A 15,282-nucleotide genomic window follows, 5' to 3' on the forward strand; every position below is an offset into this window, starting at 1 on the left:
GCCGGACCCGCTCTTTTCCCCCGCCAGTCCATCTCTTCTGCCTTTCCGGGAGCCCACGCCATGCAGAAACCCGCCGTCACCGTCATGGTCAAGGCCGCCCGCCTCGCCGGCAACGTCCTGTTGCGCAACATCAACAAGCTCGAGGCACTGAACGTGGTGCAGAAGGGCCGGATGGACTACGCCAGCGAAGTGGATGCGGACGCGGAAAAGGTCATCGTCAAGGAACTCAAGCGCGCTTATCCGGACTACGGCATCTTCGGTGAAGAAGGTGGCGTGCAGGGCGAGCGCCGCCAGATGTGGGTCATCGACCCGCTGGACGGCACCAGCAACTACCTGCGTGGCGTGCCGCACTACTGCGTGTCGATCGCGCTGGTCGAGAACGGCGAGCCGACCGACGCGGTCATCTTCGACCCCCTGCGCAATGAACTGTTCACCGCCAGCCGGGGTGCCGGTGCCGTGCTGAACGACCGCCGCATCCGCGTGGCCGACCGCAAGGATCTGGAAGGCACGATGATCCACACCGGCTTCGCCCCGCGCGAGCGCAGCCGCGCCAGTGCCCAGCTGAAGGCGGTCGACGCCCTGCTGGTGCACGGCGAGGACATCCGCCGCACCGGTTCGGCGGCACTGGACCTGGCCTACGTGGCCTGCGGCCGTGCCGATGCCTACTTCGAAGCCGGCGTGAAGGCGTGGGACATCGCCGCCGGCCTGCTGCTGGTCCGCGAGGCGGGCGGCAAGGTCTGTGACTTCAAGGGCGCGACCCTGGGCCGCATGGACAATCGTGGCCCGGAGACCCACCAGATCGTGGCCGGCAACCTGAAGGTGGCCGAGTCGCTGCAGAAGGTGCTGGTGAACACCGGTTACGCGGCGGAGTTTGACGCGAAGTTCTGAGGTTCCGTGTAAAGCGGTTCATGGAGACGGCACCTGCGAGGTGCCGTTTTCGTTTGTGCGCACGGAGATTCGTTTCCGCGACCGCGGAGGGGTGTCACTTTCTTTGCTCGTGCAAAGAAAGTAACCAAAGAAACACGCCGCCGGGGCGCGAGCCGACGTGCTGCGCACGCCGGTACCCTGCGCTCCTCGGTCCGTCGAGGGACGGTGCGGGAACTCGCTGCGCTCAGACACCCGCACCTCTTCGCCCTCGCCAGACCTGCGGTGCTCAGCTCGCTCAAGGCGGACCCAAGGTCAAATGCCACAGCGACACCCGGTTGATCCATGCTACGCGTGGATGCTGTTGCTCTTGATCTTGACCTTCCAGTCCGCCTTCAGCGAGCCGAGCATCGCAGGGGAATCAGGGGCGAAGAGGCGCCGGTGTCTGAGCGCAGCGAGTTCGGCGCCGTCCCCTGATTCGCCGAGAAGCGCTGGGCACCGGCGTGCGCAGCACGTCGGCTCGCGGCCGGCGGAGCGTTTCTTTGGTTACTTTCTTTGCGCGCAAAGAAAGTGACACCCCTCCGCGGTCGCGGAAATGATCCCGGCACCACCAATGCGTGCGCGCACATACAAAAACGCCCGGCGCGGGGCCAGGCGTTCCTGCACTACCGTAGAAGTAGGGAGACTTACGCCGCCGTCGACGCCCGCAGCGCGGCGATGCGCTCTTCCAGCGGCGGGTGGCTCATGAACAGCTTCTTCGCCGTCGAACCGGAAATGCCGAAGGCGGCAATCTGGGTCGGCAACGTGCTCTGGCCGTGGTTGAGCTGCAGCCGCTCCAGCGCAGCGATCATCTTCTGGCGACCGGCCAGCGAGGCACCGCCGGCGTCGGCGCGGAACTCGCGGTGGCGTGAGAACCACATCGAGATCATCGTGGCGAACAGGCCGAACACCATCTCCAGCACGAACACGATGATGTAGTAAGCGAAGCCACGGCCGCCGCCTTCGCGGTTGCCCGACAGCGCGCTGTCGATGATGCCGCCGACCACGCGCGCCAGCACGATCACGAAGGTGTTCAGCACGCCCTGCAGCAGCGCCATGGTGATCATGTCACCATTGGCGACGTGGGCGATCTCGTGGCCCAGCACCGCTTCAGCCTCGTCCTCGCTCATGTTGTGCAGCAGGCCGGTGGACACCGCCACCAGCGCGTTGTTGCGGTTGGCGCCGGTGGCGAAGGCGTTGATCTCCGGGCCGTCATAGACCGCCACTTCCGGCATGCCGATGCCGGCGGCCTTGGCCTGGCGCTCGACCGTGGCCAGCAGCCAGCGCTCGGTCTGGTTGCGCGGCTCAGTGATCACCACCGCACCGGTGGAGCGCTTGGCCATCCACTTGGACAGCAGCAGCGAGATGAAGGAGCCACCGAAACCGAAGATGCCGGCCATCACCAGCAGGCCGCTCATCGAACGCGCGTCCACGCCCAGGATCGACATGACGATGCCGGCCAGGATCAGGACCGCGAGGTTGGTCGCCAGGAACAGGGCAATACGGGTGAACATGGGAAAATCCGGCTCGGAAGGGGTTGATATCCGTCAATTTGCGGTGCGCTCAGCTTGAATTCAAGCGCCAACCTGACCGACGATTCAGCCTGCATGACCGCCATTGTTCCCTGCGGCCGCTTCGCGCCCTCGCCGACCGGCCTGCTCCACCCCGGATCCCTGCTTGCCGCCTTCGGCAGCTGGCTGCTGGCCCGCCACCACGGCGGCCTGTGGCGGCTGCGCATCGAAGACGTTGACCCGCCGCGTACCGTACCCGGCGCCGCGCAGTCACAGCTGCAGGCACTGGCTGCGTTCGGCCTGGTCCACGACGGCCCGGTCCTGTGGCAGAGCGCTCGAGGCGAGGCCTACCAGGCCGCGCTGGACGTGTTGCTGGCCAGCGACCAGGCTTTCATCTGCCACTGCAGCCGCAGCGAACTGGCTGCCAGCGGCGGCATCCACCACCGCTGCGTTGCGCGGCAGCCGCGACCGGATCCTGCCGTCCGCTTCCGCGTACCGCCCGGCAACCTGGTCCGCTTCGACGATGGCCTGCGTGGCCCGCAGCAGCAGGACGTACATGCCGAAGTCGGCGACTTCGTGCTGCGCCGTGCCGACGGCTGCTGGGCCTACCAGCTCGCGGTGGTGGTCGACGACGCCGCGCAGGGGGTGACCGAAGTGGTGCGCGGCGCCGATCTGCTCGATTCCACCGCGCGGCAGATCCTGCTGCAGCAGGCGCTGGGCCTGGCCGTGCCGCGCTACTGGCACCTGCCGCTGCTGCTAGACGCCCCCGGCCACAAACTGTCCAAGTCGCTGGCGTCGCTGCCGGTGGACAGTACACGACCGGTGCCGGTACTGCGCGCACTCTGGCAGCTGCTGGGCCAGGCCCCTGCCGCACTGGACGGCGCCGATGACCGGGATGCGCTGCTGCACACTGCGCAACGGGCATTCGACCCGGCTCGACTGCCGCGGACCGACATCCTGTTGCCGGCCGGCGCACTTTCCGCGCCGATGTTGCAGAATCCCCCTTCCCCCACCTGATTCCCGGACAGCATTCCATGACATCTCGCGTCGCACTGGTCACCGGCGGAACCGGCGGCATCGGTACCGCCATCTGCCAACGCCTGGCCGACCAGGGCCACCGGGTCGCCACCAATTACCGCGACGAGGACAAGGCCCGCGCATGGCAGCAGGCGATGACCGAGCGCGGCTACAGCGTGTCGATCTTCCCGGGCGATGTCTCCGATCCAGGCAGCGCCGAGGCGCTGGTGCGTGCGGTCGAGGCCGAGCTGGGCCCGGTCGAGATCCTGGTCAACAATGCCGGCATCACCCGCGACACGACGTTCCACCGCATGCGCGCGGACCAGTGGCACGATGTGATCAACACCAACCTCAATTCGGTGTTCAACGTCACCCGTCCGGTCATCGAAGGCATGCGGCGCCGCGGCTGGGGCCGGGTCATCCAGATCAGCTCGATCAACGGCCTGAAGGGCCAGTACGGCCAGGCCAACTACGCCGCGGCCAAGGCCGGCATGCATGGCTTCACCATTTCGCTGGCCCGCGAGAACGCCGGCTTCGGCATCACCGTGAACACCATTTCGCCCGGCTACGTCGCCACTGACATGGTGATGGCGGTTCCGGAGGACGTGCGCGCCAAGATCATCGCCGACATCCCCACCGGGCGCCTCGGCAAGCCGGAGGAAATCGCCTATGGCGTGTCCTTCCTGGTGGCCGAGGAAGCCTCGTGGATCACCGGTAGCAACCTGGACATCAACGGCGGCCACCACATGGGCTGGTAAGCCGCGCAGGGGCCGCTGCGGCATGCGCTGACGGCCCCTGCCGATGGTCATGCTGCGCAGCACGCAAACCCTTGCTGCGCAACATGATCGCCCCTGAAAGCCAAGCCTGGCGGGGGCTGGGGCGGTTGCAACCGCTGCTGCACTGCGCCATGCTGCGCGTCTACTGTGACGAGTACCGCTTCATGGCTGCGACCCGCATCATCAAGAAGTATCCGAACCGCCGTCTCTACGACACCGAGATCTCCAGCTACATCACCATCGAGGACGTGCGCCAGCTGATCCTGGACGGCGAAGACTTCGAAGTCCGCGACGCCAAGAGCGGCGACGACCTCACCCGTTCGGTCCTGCTGCAGATCATCGCCGACCAGGAACAGGACGGCGAACCGATGCTGTCGACCCAGCTGCTGAGCCAGCTGATCCGCTTCTACGGCGATTCCCTGCAGGGCTTCATGGGCAACTACCTGGAGCGCAGCATGCAGGTCTTCCTCGACCAGCAGCAGCAGTTCCGCCAGCAGATGGGCAACCTGCTGGGCCAGACCCCGTGGGCGATGATGAACCAGCTGACCGAGCGCAACCTGGAGCTGTGGCAGGAATTCCAGCGCAGCATGGGCAGCGGCTTCGGTGGCCCGCGCCCGGGCGGCACCGGAACGGGAACCGGCAACAAGCCCGGCGAACCCGGCACCGGTACCGGCACCGGCGGCAAGACCCGCCGCTGAGCTGCAGCAACGGCTGATACGAAAACGGCGCGCCCCTGGCGCGCCGTCTTGTTTGGCATCGCTCCAGCGGTGCGTCAGCGTTTGGCCTTGCACCCCGTGCACACGCGCTCGACCTTGTAGCCCTTCGCCCTCAGCTTCTCGACCACGCCATCACTGCCCAGCAGGTGCAGCGTGCCGACCACCACCAGCGTACCGCCCTGCCCGGCCTGCAGGTACGGCTGCAGCTTCGGCACCCAGGCATCGTTGCGACCGGTGTTGATGCGCTGGTACAGCTGCGGATACTGCTGGCGCATCTCTGCCGCCATCTTGGTCCACAGCAGGCGCTCGTCGCCGCGACGCCATGCATCATGCAGCAGCCGCGCCTGCTCATCTGCCTTGCCGGCCTGGTCCAGTGCTTCGGCCAGCATCTGCCGCTGCTCCTGCACCGTCATCCCGTCCAGCATGCCGATCTGGGTATCGATATCTTCCAGTCCCGCGGTCTTCCGGCCGGTCTTCTGCGCGCGTTCCATGAAGTGGCGGTCCAGGCCCAGCGCCGGGTCCAGGCCCAGCTTCTGCATCTGCCCGATCGAAATGCTCAGGCCGACGAACCAGGGCTTCATGCCCTGCATCTGCGCCAGCGGCAACTGGTTCTGGGCAGCAAAAGCCTGCAGCTTCTGCCAGGTGGCCGCATCCAGATCACGCTTCAGCTCGCTGCCATCGGTGCGGGTCGCAGCCTGCACCATGCGGCTGGCCAGCTGGGGCGATTGCATGTCTTCCGGCGACAGTTCGAACACCACCCGCTGCGAGGCTTCGAACGCCTGCTCGACATCGGGCGACAGCGGGTAGTCCTGTGGCTTCAGCAGATGGAACGATCCCAGCAGGTACACGCGTGCATCGCCCGGACCGGTGACTTTCCACAACAGGGGTACCGGCGGCTTGGCCGCGGTTGCGGCCGCGGCCGCGGCAGGGCTGGCCTGGCCATCGCGGGCCGTGGCCAGTGGCGCCACTGCGCAGGCCGCCAGCAACAGCGCGGTACGGAACAGGTGTTTGATCGGCATGGTCAGCCTTCTCCTTCAGGCAGGTGGTAGGCCTTCTCGCCCGCTTCCACGCGCAGGTCCAACCGGTTTTCCGGCGGCGCCAGCGGGCAGGTCGCGTAGGCGGTGAACGCGCACGGTGGGTTGTAGGCATGGTTGAAATCGATGCGCACCGTGCCGTCTGCAGCGGGGGCATCGGTATCCAGATAGCGCCCGGCCGGATAGCTGCCGCGGCCGCTGGTGCGGTCGGCAAAGATCAGGAACAGTGGCTGCCCGGGCGCACCGATGGCCTCCAGGCGCCAGCTGCGGCCATCACGTTCGAACTCCACCGCACCGGCATTGGGCATCTCGGTGGTCAAGCCAGTGATGTCGACGATCGGCAAGGTCTTGCCCGGCGGATGCGCGATGAAGCGCGCCTGCACCTGCCAGTCCGCGCCGCCCGGCCAGTACTGCAGGCCGGCGAAATCACGCCGCGCAGGTGCCTCGGCATGCTTGACCCGCAGCGCGTCCCGTGGCCCCCGGCGGATGATGCTGAGCTGGCCCTTGCCGCCATCGAAGGCCAGCAGCGTCGGCTGCGCGTCCTTGTCGGTGTCGACGCGGATGCGGCCACGCACCGGCTGGCCGTCGTGGCTGACATCGACACCGGCTTCAGGCGTGAACCACCACTGCGTCCCTTCGCGACGCAGCAGGCCCAGCCTGTCCGGGCCAACCGTCAGGCGGATGCCGTTGGTGGCGCCGCTGCCAACGAAATGGGATTTGTTCTGCAGCCAGTGCAGGCCGACCAGGGCCGTCCAGCCATCGGGCCGGGTCAGGTCCTGGTAGCGCGCTACACGCCATTGCTGCTGCGCGGCCGCGTAGGCCGGATCTTCAGCGGCCGTCGGCGCCGGCGGTGTTGCCGGGCTGCAGGCGGCCAACACCACGGCGGCCAGCAGGCCCGCCATTCCCCGATAACGCATCGATGCTCCCCTCAACGTCCGCGCAGGAACCAGCGGTCGATCTCCGCCAGCGAAAAACGGGCCCAGGTCGGTCGGCCGTGGTTGCACTGGCCGGACCGTTCGGTGATTTCCATGTCGCGCAGCAGCGCGTTCATTTCCGGCACGGTCAGGCGCCGGTTGGCACGCACCGCGCCGTGGCAGGCCATGGTCGACAGCAGTTCGTCGCGTGCACTGGCCACGCGGCGGCTCTGGCCATGCTCGCGCAGGTCGGTCAGCACGTCGCGCAGCAGTCCTTCCGGTTCTGCATGCGCCAGCAGTGCCGGAATGCTGCGCACGTGCAGCGAACCGGGGCCGGCCCGGGTCACCTCGAAGCCGAGCGCCGCCAGTGTCTCGGCTTCGCTTTCGGCGGTGTCGGCCTCGCGCTCGCCCACCGCCAGCGTGATCGGCACCAGCAACGGCTGCGACTGCAGGCCGATGCCATCGTGTGCATTCTTCAGGCGCTCGTAGCCGATGCGTTCGTGGGCCGCATGCATGTCGACCACGATCAGGCCTTCAGCGTTCTCGGCCAGGATGTAGATGCCATGCAGCTGCGCGATCGCGTAGCCCAGTGGCGGTACACCCGCGTCGGCACTGGTCACCGGCAACCCGTTCTCGCTCGGCATCGGCGGCAACGCCGCTGCGCGTTCGACGCCGGCGGGCGCGGCGTACAGCGCGGCGTAGGCGGCCGGTGCATCGGCCACCTGCAGGCCCAGCGGCTGCTGCGGACGCCAGCCTGAAAACCCGCCACCACCACCTCCCGAGCCGGGCGCAGCCCCGCGCACCAGCCCGAACCCCGACGCGCCAGCGCTCGATGCCGTCGGGACGGCGGCGGCGTCCACCGGATGTGCGGGGCCGGCACCGATCTCCTGCGCCGACATGCCGGCACGGGTATCGGCCAGCGCATCCTTCAACGTGCGATAGACGAAATCGTGGACCAGCCGCGAATCGCGGAAGCGCACCTCGTGCTTGGCCGGATGCACGTTGACGTCGACGCGGGTCGGATCCAGTTCGAGGAACAGCACATAGGCCGGCTGGCGGCCGTGATACAGCACGTCGCCGTAGGCCATCTTCACTGCGTGGGCGACGCTGCGGTCACGCACTGAGCGACCGTTGACGTACAGGTACTGCTGGTCGGCGCTCGCGCGCGAATAATGCGGCTGCGCAATCCAGCCATGCAGGCGCAGGCCGGCGCCGCTGTGGTCCACGCGCACGGCCTGGTTGGCAAAATCCTCGCCCAGCGTTTCGGCAAGGCGCGCATCGGAATACAGATCGCCCGGCTTGTAGCGCCGCGAGGCCTTGCCGTTGTGCGACACGCGCAGCTCGACATCCGGCCGTGCCAGCGCCAGCGAACGCAGCCACTCTTCGATATGGCCCAGTTCGGTACGCTCGGCGCGCAGGAACTTGCGCCGCGCCGGCACGTTGTAGAACAACTCGCGCACTTCCACCGTGGTGCCCGGCGCATGCGCGCGCGGGGTCACCTCGCCGATCTTGCCGCCTTCGATCTGCAGTGCAGAACCATGCTCATCGTGCGCGCGCCGCGAGCACAGGGTGAAGCGGCTGACCGATGCGATCGACGGCAGCGCTTCTCCACGGAAACCGAGCGTGGCCACCGATTCGAGATCGTCAAGATCGGCGATCTTGCTGGTGGCATGGCGCGACACCGCCAGGGGCAACTGCTCGGGCGCGATGCCACTGCCGTTGTCGCGGATACGGATCAGGCGTACACCGCCTTCTTCCAGGTCGATGTCGACACGGCTGGCACCGGCATCGATCGCGTTCTCGACCAGTTCCTTGACCACCGACGCGGGCCGTTCGACCACTTCGCCGGCAGCGATCTGGTTGATGAGGATCTCCGGCAACGGCCGGATCGGACGCGGACCAGGCGCGCTCATGGGAGGTGATGGGCTGCAGACTTCATGGGTCGATGATAGCGGAGCAGCCCGTCGTCCGCCGGGCATGAATCATGCCGCGTGCCCAGCGGGAGGGTCCGCGCGCATGGCGATGCTTTCATCAGAAGGGCGCCCATCGGTCATGGGGCGCGGCTCAACTCTACAGAAAACGGCAACCCGCCTTCGGCGGCTTACTTGCTGCCGCCTGCCATGGTGGCTGCGGCGTCGATCTCGGCCTGCGCGCGGGCGGCATACAACGTGCCCGGCGGCGGTTGGCGGCTGAAGAAGGTGTGCACGCCATCCAGCACGGCGCCCGCCACCTTGCGCTGGTATGCCGGGTCCGTCAGGCGGCGCTCTTCATCCGGATTGGAAATGAATGCCGTTTCCACCAGCATCGCCGGCATGTCCGACGTGCGCAGCACCGCGAAGTTGGCGCGCTCGATGTTCGGCTTGTGGTTGTTGCCGATCCGCTTCAGACCGCCCAGCACGTGGCCGGCCGCATCTTCGGACGCCTTCATGTAGCCGCTCTGGGCCAGGTCCAGCAGCACGTTGGCCAGGGTGCCTTCGGTCTGCTGCAGGCGCACCCCACCGACCAGGTCGGCCGCGTTTTCCTTGTCCGCCAGCCAGCGGGCGCGCTGCGAAGAGGCACCCTTGGTCGACAGAACGTACACCGACGAACCCGTGGCCGAACGGTTTTCAGCCGCATCGGCGTGGATCGAGATGAAAATGTCCGCCTTGTTCGCACGCGCCTTCTGCGCGCGCATCGGCAGCGGAATGAACACGTCGCTGTCGCGCGTCAGGTAGGCCTTCAGGCCCGGCGTGGCATTGACCTGGCGGGCCAGCTCACGCGCCACCGCCAGGGTGACATCCTTCTCGCGCTTGCCGGTCGGGCCGATCGCGCCCGGGTCCTGGCCACCGTGACCGGGATCGATCGCCACCACCAGGTGTCGCATGCCGGGCTGCATGCGGATGCGCGATGCATCGCTGGGCATCGCCGGACGCGGCGGCTCGGCCGGCGTCGGCGCGGGTGTGGGGGCCGTTGCCGGCGGCGTGGTCACCACCGCAGCAGTGCGCTGGCCGGCAAGGATTGCAGCCGGCGAGGATGAAGGCGTGCTGCTGGCCGCGACGCCTGCCGCAGCAACCTGGGCCGGCGCGCTGGTCGGTGCGGGGGTCGGCGTGGCGGGTGCGGCGGCGCTGGCGCTGGCCTGCTGCTGCACCTGTGCGGTCAGCAGGGCGGTGGCCCGCGCAGCATCGGTGCGCGACTGCGCGTTCTCGGCCGGCGCGGGCGCGACTGAGCCCCCCACAGCGGCCGCCTGCGACTGCACCGCCGGTGGCGTCGCCGGGCGGCTGGTGGCCACGGCAGGGCCATCACCCGGCCATTCGATCACCAGCTTGGATTCATTGCCCTCGCGCTGCATCTGCGGACGGAACGGCGCCACCGATTCGGCAAGGTCGAAGACGACACGGAAAGTGCCCGGGACCGGCTGTCCGGTACGCACCGCCGTGACCACGCCCTGCGCGGCCGGCATCTTCAGGTTGCGTACGGCGCTGGAGTCGGGGAAATCGACCACCAGGCGGTTCGGGCCGGCCAGCGACAGGGTCTTGTAGCCGCCACTGCCGACCAGCGAGATCTCGGCACGGGTGCCGGTCGCGCCGGTGTTCAGCAGGACCTGGCGGACTTCACCCGCCCACGCACTGACGCTCGCCAGACCCAGTCCGACGGCGGCACAGATGGCGATGAGACGGTTCCCCGGGCGCATGGCTCAGGATTCAATCACCGCGCTGAACGGAATGCAACACCTTTTTCCTTAATAATCCGTAACCTGCCGGCGTTTGTTCTCGTCAGCCGACAGAAATGGCCTGCAAGTCGCCCCCTTGAGGCAGCCGTTTCAGCCATTCATGCCCAACGTCGCTGCTCGCGGTGAGACTGGCGCGTCGCCCCTGTCCTTCGATCTCCAGTGCTACCACCAGGTCGGTCGGCGGCAGCGCGCCGGCGCCCCGTTCCGGCCATTCGACCAGCCACAAGACCGCGCTGCCCTCGTCCAGGCCGAGGAAATCCAGCTCACCGGCCTGGCCGATGCGATACAGGTCCAGGTGCCACGCCTCACCGCCACTGGCCAGCGGATAGCGCTCGACCAGGGTGTAGGTGGGGCTGCGGATCGCGCCCTGCACGCCCAGCGCCCGCAGCAGCGCGCGGGCCGTTGTGGACTTGCCGGCGCCCAGGTCGCCGCGCAGTTCGATCAGCGCCTGCGGCGGCCGGGTGGTCGCCAGCCACTGCCCGAGCAGTTCGGTGGCGTCGCTGTCGGCAAGGAAGAAATCGGTCATGGGAAGCGTTCCGGGTTGGCCAGTCGCCGCAACGGCGCCAGCAGATCAGTAGGAAGCAGGCCGCGTGCGCCGTCAGCGGCAGCCGCGTCGCCGGCCAGCGCATGCAGCAACGCGCCCGCCGCGCCGGCATCGAAGGCGGCCAGGCCCTGCGCGCGCAGGCCGGCGATGATGCCGGTGAGCAGGTCGCCCATGCCCCCCACGGCCATGCCGGGATTGCCGGCGGCGACCAACCGGGGCGTTTGCCCGGGCGCCGCCACGATGCTGCCGGCGCCCTTCAACACCACCACCGCGTGGAAACGCTCGGCGAGCGTCTGCGCACAGGCGTAGCGATCGGCCTGGATGTCGCTGGTGCTGCAGCCGAGCAGGCGTGCGGCCTCGCCCGGGTGCGGTGTGAGGACGGCGCCAGGCAAGGCACGCGGATCCTGCGCCAGCAGGTTCAGCGCGTCAGCATCGACCACCAGTGGTTTGGCGCTGGCCAGCACCCGCGCAAACAGTGCGCGCGCCCATTCGTCCTGGCCCAGACCGGGCCCGATCGCCACCACCTTTGCCCTGTCAAGCAATGCCGGCAGCGCCTCGCCGTCTTCCAGCGCGTGGGTCATCGCCTCGGGCAGGCGAGCCAGCAGTGGAGCGACGTGGTCGCGGCGGGTACCCAGGCTCAACAGCCCCGCCCCTGCGCGCAAGGCGGCCTCGGCTGCCATGGCGATGGCACCGCCGCTGCCATGGTTGCCGCCGACGCACAGCACGTGGCCGGATTCGCCCTTGTGGGTATTTGCGCGGCGCGGCGGCAACAGGGCCGGCAATCGTGCCTGCGCCCAGTACTCCACGGCAGGCGACACGCTTTGCCATGCGGCAGCGGGCAACTGCAGGGGTGCCAGGGCCTTGTGCCCGCAATGATCCAGCGCGTCGCCTGTGTACAGCCCGCGATGGGCCACGATGAACTGCAGGGTCAGCGCCGCGCGCACTGCCGCGCCAGGTATCGCACCGCGGTCGGCATCGACGCCACTGGGCACATCCAGGGCCAGCACAGGTGCCGCCTGCGCATTGATCGCAACGATCAGCGCCTGCGCCGCACCCTCCGGCGCGCGATCGAAGCCCAGCCCGAACAGGGCATCGACCCAGAGGTCGGCCTCGGGCAGCGCGCCGTCGAACTCGGTGATGGCGCCGCCGTCGGACCTGAACTCCGATGTTGCACGCTGCGCCAGCGCGGTCGATGGCGCCCTGCCCGGCAGGGCGATCACCCTCACCTCGCGTCCGGCCTGCAACGCGTGGCGAGCCAGCACAAGGCCGTCGCCGCCATTGTTGCCCGCACCGACCACCACGCCGATGCGCTGCGCCTGCGGCCAATGCTGCAGCAGGCACTGCCAGGCGGCCTGGCCGGCCTGCGCCATCAGTCCCCAGCCAGCATCCCCCGCCAGGGTGGACGCCTGGGCATCAAGCGCACGCGCGGCAGCGGAATCGAACAGATCGGCGAGGTTGGCCATGCAGGGATTTTATACTGGTGCGCATGTCCCTCGCCCCCACCCCCGTCGATCCGGCCCAGGCCGTGCAGCGCATCCGCGAACTGGCCCGCGCGCATGGCTTCCAGCGCTGCGGCATCGCCGGTATCGAGCTGGGCGAGGATGAGGCGCACCTGGCCGACTGGCTGGGTCAGGGCCTGTACGGCACGATGGACTGGATGGCGCGCCACGGCACCCTGCGCGCACGACCGGCCGAGCTGTTGCCCGGCACTGTGCGCGTGATCTCGGTGGGCATGGACTACAGCCACAAGGATGACACCGAAGCCTGGGCGACGCTGGCCGACCCGGGCCGCGCCTATGTGGCGCGCTATGCGCTGGGCCGCGACTACCACAAGCTGATGCGCAACCGCCTGCAGAAGCTGGCCACGCAGATCAACGACGAAGTCGCGCCACTGGGCTACCGCGTGTTCGTCGATTCCGCCCCCGTCCTGGAGCGCGCACTGGCCCGCAACGCCGGGCTCGGCTGGATCGGCAAGCACACCTGCCTGATCGACCGCCATGGCGGCTCCTGGTTCTTCATCGGCGAGATCTACATCGACATCCCGCTGCCGATCGATACGCCGGCCACGGCGCACTGCGGCACCTGCACGCGCTGCATCGATGTCTGCCCGACCCAGGCCATCACCGGCCCGCAGCGGCTGGACGCGCGGCGCTGCATTTCCTACCTGACCATCGAACACGACGGCGCCATTCCCGAACAGATGCGCCCGCTGATCGGCAACCGCATCTATGGCTGCGACGACTGCCAGCTGGTCTGCCCCTGGAACAAGTTCGCCAAGCGCACCGACGAAGCCGATTTCCGCGCGCGCAACAACCTCGATACCGCGCGCCTGGACCAGCTGTTCACCTGGGACGAAGCCGAGTTCCTGCGCCGCACCGAAGGCAGCCCGATCAGGCGCAGCGGCCATGAGCGCTGGCTACGCAACATCGCCGTGGCGCTGGGCAATGCGCCGTCCTCGGCCGAAGCGCTGGCTGCCCTGCAGACCCGCATCGACGATCCCTCGCCGCTGGTGCGTGAACACGTGCAGTGGGCACTGGGCCAGCATACGGCGCGCTGACGTGCGATCCTGAGCCCCCGTTCCGCCCGCAGCACGCCGTTTCCATGCAGCCACGCAACAACGACATCCTCACCCCCAGCCAGCTCAACACCCTGGCCCGCGACCTGCTGGAAGGCAGCTTCCCGGCGATCTGGGTCGAGGCCGAACTGGGCAGCGTGGCGCGTCCTGCCTCCGGACACCTCTACTTCACCCTGAAGGACGCGCGCGCGCAGCTGCGTGCGGCGATGTTCCGGATGAAGGCGCAGTACCTGAAGTTCGTGCCGCGCGAAGGCATGCGCGTGCTGGTGCGCGGCAAGGTGACCCTGTACGACGCCCGTGGCGAGTACCAGATGGTGCTGGACCACATGGAGGAAGCCGGCGAGGGCGCGCTGCGCCGCGCCTTCGAGGAGCTGAAGGCACGGCTGGAGGCCGAAGGCCTGTTCGCCCCGGCACGCAAGCGGCCGCTGCCGGCGCACGTGCGACGCTTGGCCGTGATCACCTCGCCCACCGGCGCTGCCGTGCGCGATGTGCTGAGCGTGCTCGGCCGGCGCTTCCCACTGCTGGAAGTTGACCTGCTGCCGACCCTGGTACAGGGCAGCAGTGCCGCCGCGCAGATCACCCGGCTGCTGCAGGCCGCCGATGCCAGCGGCCGCTACGACGTGATCCTGCTGACCCGCGGTGGTGGTTCACTGGAAGACCTGTGGGCCTTCAATGACGAAGCCCTGGCCCGTGCGATCGCCGCCAGCCGCACCCCGGTGGTGTCTGCGGTTGGCCACGAAACCGACTTCAGCCTGAGCGACTTCGCCGCCGACCTGCGTGCACCGACGCCATCGGTGGCGGCTGAGCTGCTGGTACCGGACCAGCGCGAACTGGCCCTGCGCGTGCGCCGCACGGCGGCACGCATGGTGCAGCTGCAGCGGCACACGATGCAGCAGGCGATGCAGCGTGCCGACCGTGCGCTGTTGCGCCTGAACGCGCAGAGCCCGCAGGCACGACTGGATCTGCTGCGTCGACGCCAGCTCGATCTGGGACGACGCCTGCATGCCGCGTTCAACCAGCAGCAGGAGCGCCGTGCTGCGCGGCTTCGCCATGCAGCGGCGGTCCTGCGCGGGCACCATCCACAGCGCCAGCTCGACACGATGCAGCGCCGCTTGGCCGCCCTGCGCGGACGACCGCAGGCCGCGATGCAGCGTCTGCTGGAGCGCGATGCACTGCGGCTGCGCGGGCTGGCGCGTTCACTGGAAGCAGTCAGCCCGCTGGCCACCGTAGCCCGCGGCTACAGCATCCTGACCCGCAGCGACGATGGTGCGCTGGTGCGGCGCATCGACCAGGTGCAACCTGGTGACGCCCTGCAGGCCCGCGTCGGCGACGGCGTGATCGACGTGCAGGTCAAGTAGAGGGGTGTTCGGCAGGGCTGCGCCCTGCACCCGCAGAGGCAAATGCAACAGCCGAAGCAACAGCGAAAGCGGCCCTGGATTGCTGAAAGCTTGGCGGGGTGGTGTGGCTGTGCAGGACACGCCGTAAACCCATCCCTGGGGGCTCGATGGCGCCATCCATGGCGCCAACGGTCCTGCACAGCCACACCGCCCCCACCCTCGACAGTGTCCCGATGACGGTCGGTA

The 15,282-nt window shown here is 68.5% G+C and carries 13 protein-coding genes; 6 read left to right on the forward strand and 7 right to left on the reverse strand.

Features of this window, described 5'->3' with window-relative positions; all coding sequences use genetic code 11:
- The first annotated feature begins 60 nt into the window (after positions 1 to 60).
- Positions 61 to 888, forward strand: a complete 828-nt coding sequence (locus tag AC5P7X_RS14380; protein WP_005417749.1) for an inositol monophosphatase family protein — start codon at positions 61 to 63, stop codon at positions 886 to 888.
- A 662-nt stretch (positions 889 to 1,550) separates the two neighbouring features.
- Here AC5P7X_RS14380 and htpX read toward each other — a convergent pair.
- Entirely contained in the window at positions 1,551 to 2,417 is an 867-nt protein-coding gene (htpX, locus tag AC5P7X_RS14385; RefSeq protein WP_005417751.1) for a protease HtpX, read from the reverse strand.
- A gap of 93 nt (positions 2,418 to 2,510) precedes the next feature.
- Between htpX and gluQRS the strand changes: the two genes are divergently transcribed.
- The 3 genes from gluQRS to phaR all read left to right on the forward strand — a co-directional run bounded on the left by gluQRS (position 2,511) and on the right by phaR (position 4,905).
- Positions 2,511 to 3,431, forward strand: a complete 921-nt coding sequence (gluQRS, locus tag AC5P7X_RS14390) for a tRNA glutamyl-Q(34) synthetase GluQRS (RefSeq protein WP_065178239.1) — start codon at positions 2,511 to 2,513, stop codon at positions 3,429 to 3,431.
- A gap of 17 nt (positions 3,432 to 3,448) precedes the next feature.
- A complete protein-coding gene (gene phbB, locus AC5P7X_RS14395; protein ID WP_005417754.1) occupies positions 3,449 to 4,189 on the forward strand; it encodes an acetoacetyl-CoA reductase in 741 nt (246 codons plus the stop codon).
- 182 nt (positions 4,190 to 4,371) lie between these two features.
- On the forward strand, positions 4,372 to 4,905 hold the full coding sequence (phaR, locus tag AC5P7X_RS14400; protein WP_005417756.1) for a polyhydroxyalkanoate synthesis repressor PhaR: 534 nt from the start codon (positions 4,372 to 4,374) through the stop codon (positions 4,903 to 4,905).
- 74 nt (positions 4,906 to 4,979) lie between these two features.
- Here the strand turns inward: phaR and AC5P7X_RS14405 are convergent, their stop codons facing one another.
- The 6 genes from AC5P7X_RS14405 to AC5P7X_RS14430 form a co-directional block, all read right to left on the reverse strand.
- Positions 4,980 to 5,942, reverse strand: coding sequence for a TraB/GumN family protein (locus AC5P7X_RS14405; RefSeq protein WP_005417757.1), 963 nt, complete (start codon positions 5,940 to 5,942; stop codon positions 4,980 to 4,982).
- Positions 5,943 to 5,944: 2 nt separating this feature from the next.
- Positions 5,945 to 6,874: a DUF1684 domain-containing protein gene (locus AC5P7X_RS14410; RefSeq protein WP_053500615.1), complete on the reverse strand. Its 930-nt coding sequence runs from the start codon at positions 6,872 to 6,874 to the stop codon at positions 5,945 to 5,947.
- 11 nt (positions 6,875 to 6,885) lie between these two features.
- The gene (gene mutL, locus AC5P7X_RS14415) at positions 6,886 to 8,784 is read right to left on the reverse strand and encodes a DNA mismatch repair endonuclease MutL (RefSeq protein ID WP_188248786.1); all 1,899 of its coding nucleotides are present in this window, start codon (positions 8,782 to 8,784) and stop codon (positions 6,886 to 6,888) included.
- Positions 8,785 to 8,972: 188 nt separating this feature from the next.
- Complete coding sequence (locus AC5P7X_RS14420; RefSeq protein ID WP_053500617.1) at positions 8,973 to 10,541, reverse strand: N-acetylmuramoyl-L-alanine amidase; 1,569 nt, start codon at positions 10,539 to 10,541, stop codon at positions 8,973 to 8,975.
- Positions 10,542 to 10,623: 82 nt separating this feature from the next.
- Complete coding sequence (gene tsaE, locus AC5P7X_RS14425) at positions 10,624 to 11,106, reverse strand: tRNA (adenosine(37)-N6)-threonylcarbamoyltransferase complex ATPase subunit type 1 TsaE (RefSeq protein WP_053500618.1); 483 nt, start codon at positions 11,104 to 11,106, stop codon at positions 10,624 to 10,626.
- A complete protein-coding gene (locus tag AC5P7X_RS14430) occupies positions 11,103 to 12,587 on the reverse strand; it encodes a bifunctional ADP-dependent NAD(P)H-hydrate dehydratase/NAD(P)H-hydrate epimerase (RefSeq protein ID WP_053500620.1) in 1,485 nt (494 codons plus the stop codon). The genes tsaE and AC5P7X_RS14430 overlap by 4 nt, the downstream gene beginning before the upstream one ends.
- A gap of 23 nt (positions 12,588 to 12,610) precedes the next feature.
- On the opposite strand from AC5P7X_RS14430, the gene queG reads away from it, so the two are divergent.
- A complete protein-coding gene (gene queG, locus AC5P7X_RS14435; protein WP_005417785.1) occupies positions 12,611 to 13,681 on the forward strand; it encodes a tRNA epoxyqueuosine(34) reductase QueG in 1,071 nt (356 codons plus the stop codon).
- A 44-nt stretch (positions 13,682 to 13,725) separates the two neighbouring features.
- On the forward strand, positions 13,726 to 15,057 hold the full coding sequence (gene xseA, locus AC5P7X_RS14440) for an exodeoxyribonuclease VII large subunit (protein ID WP_329842366.1): 1,332 nt from the start codon (positions 13,726 to 13,728) through the stop codon (positions 15,055 to 15,057).
- The last annotated feature ends 225 nt before the right edge of the window (positions 15,058 to 15,282 follow it).

Source organism: Stenotrophomonas sp. YJH_SMC_53 (assembly GCF_059369995.1).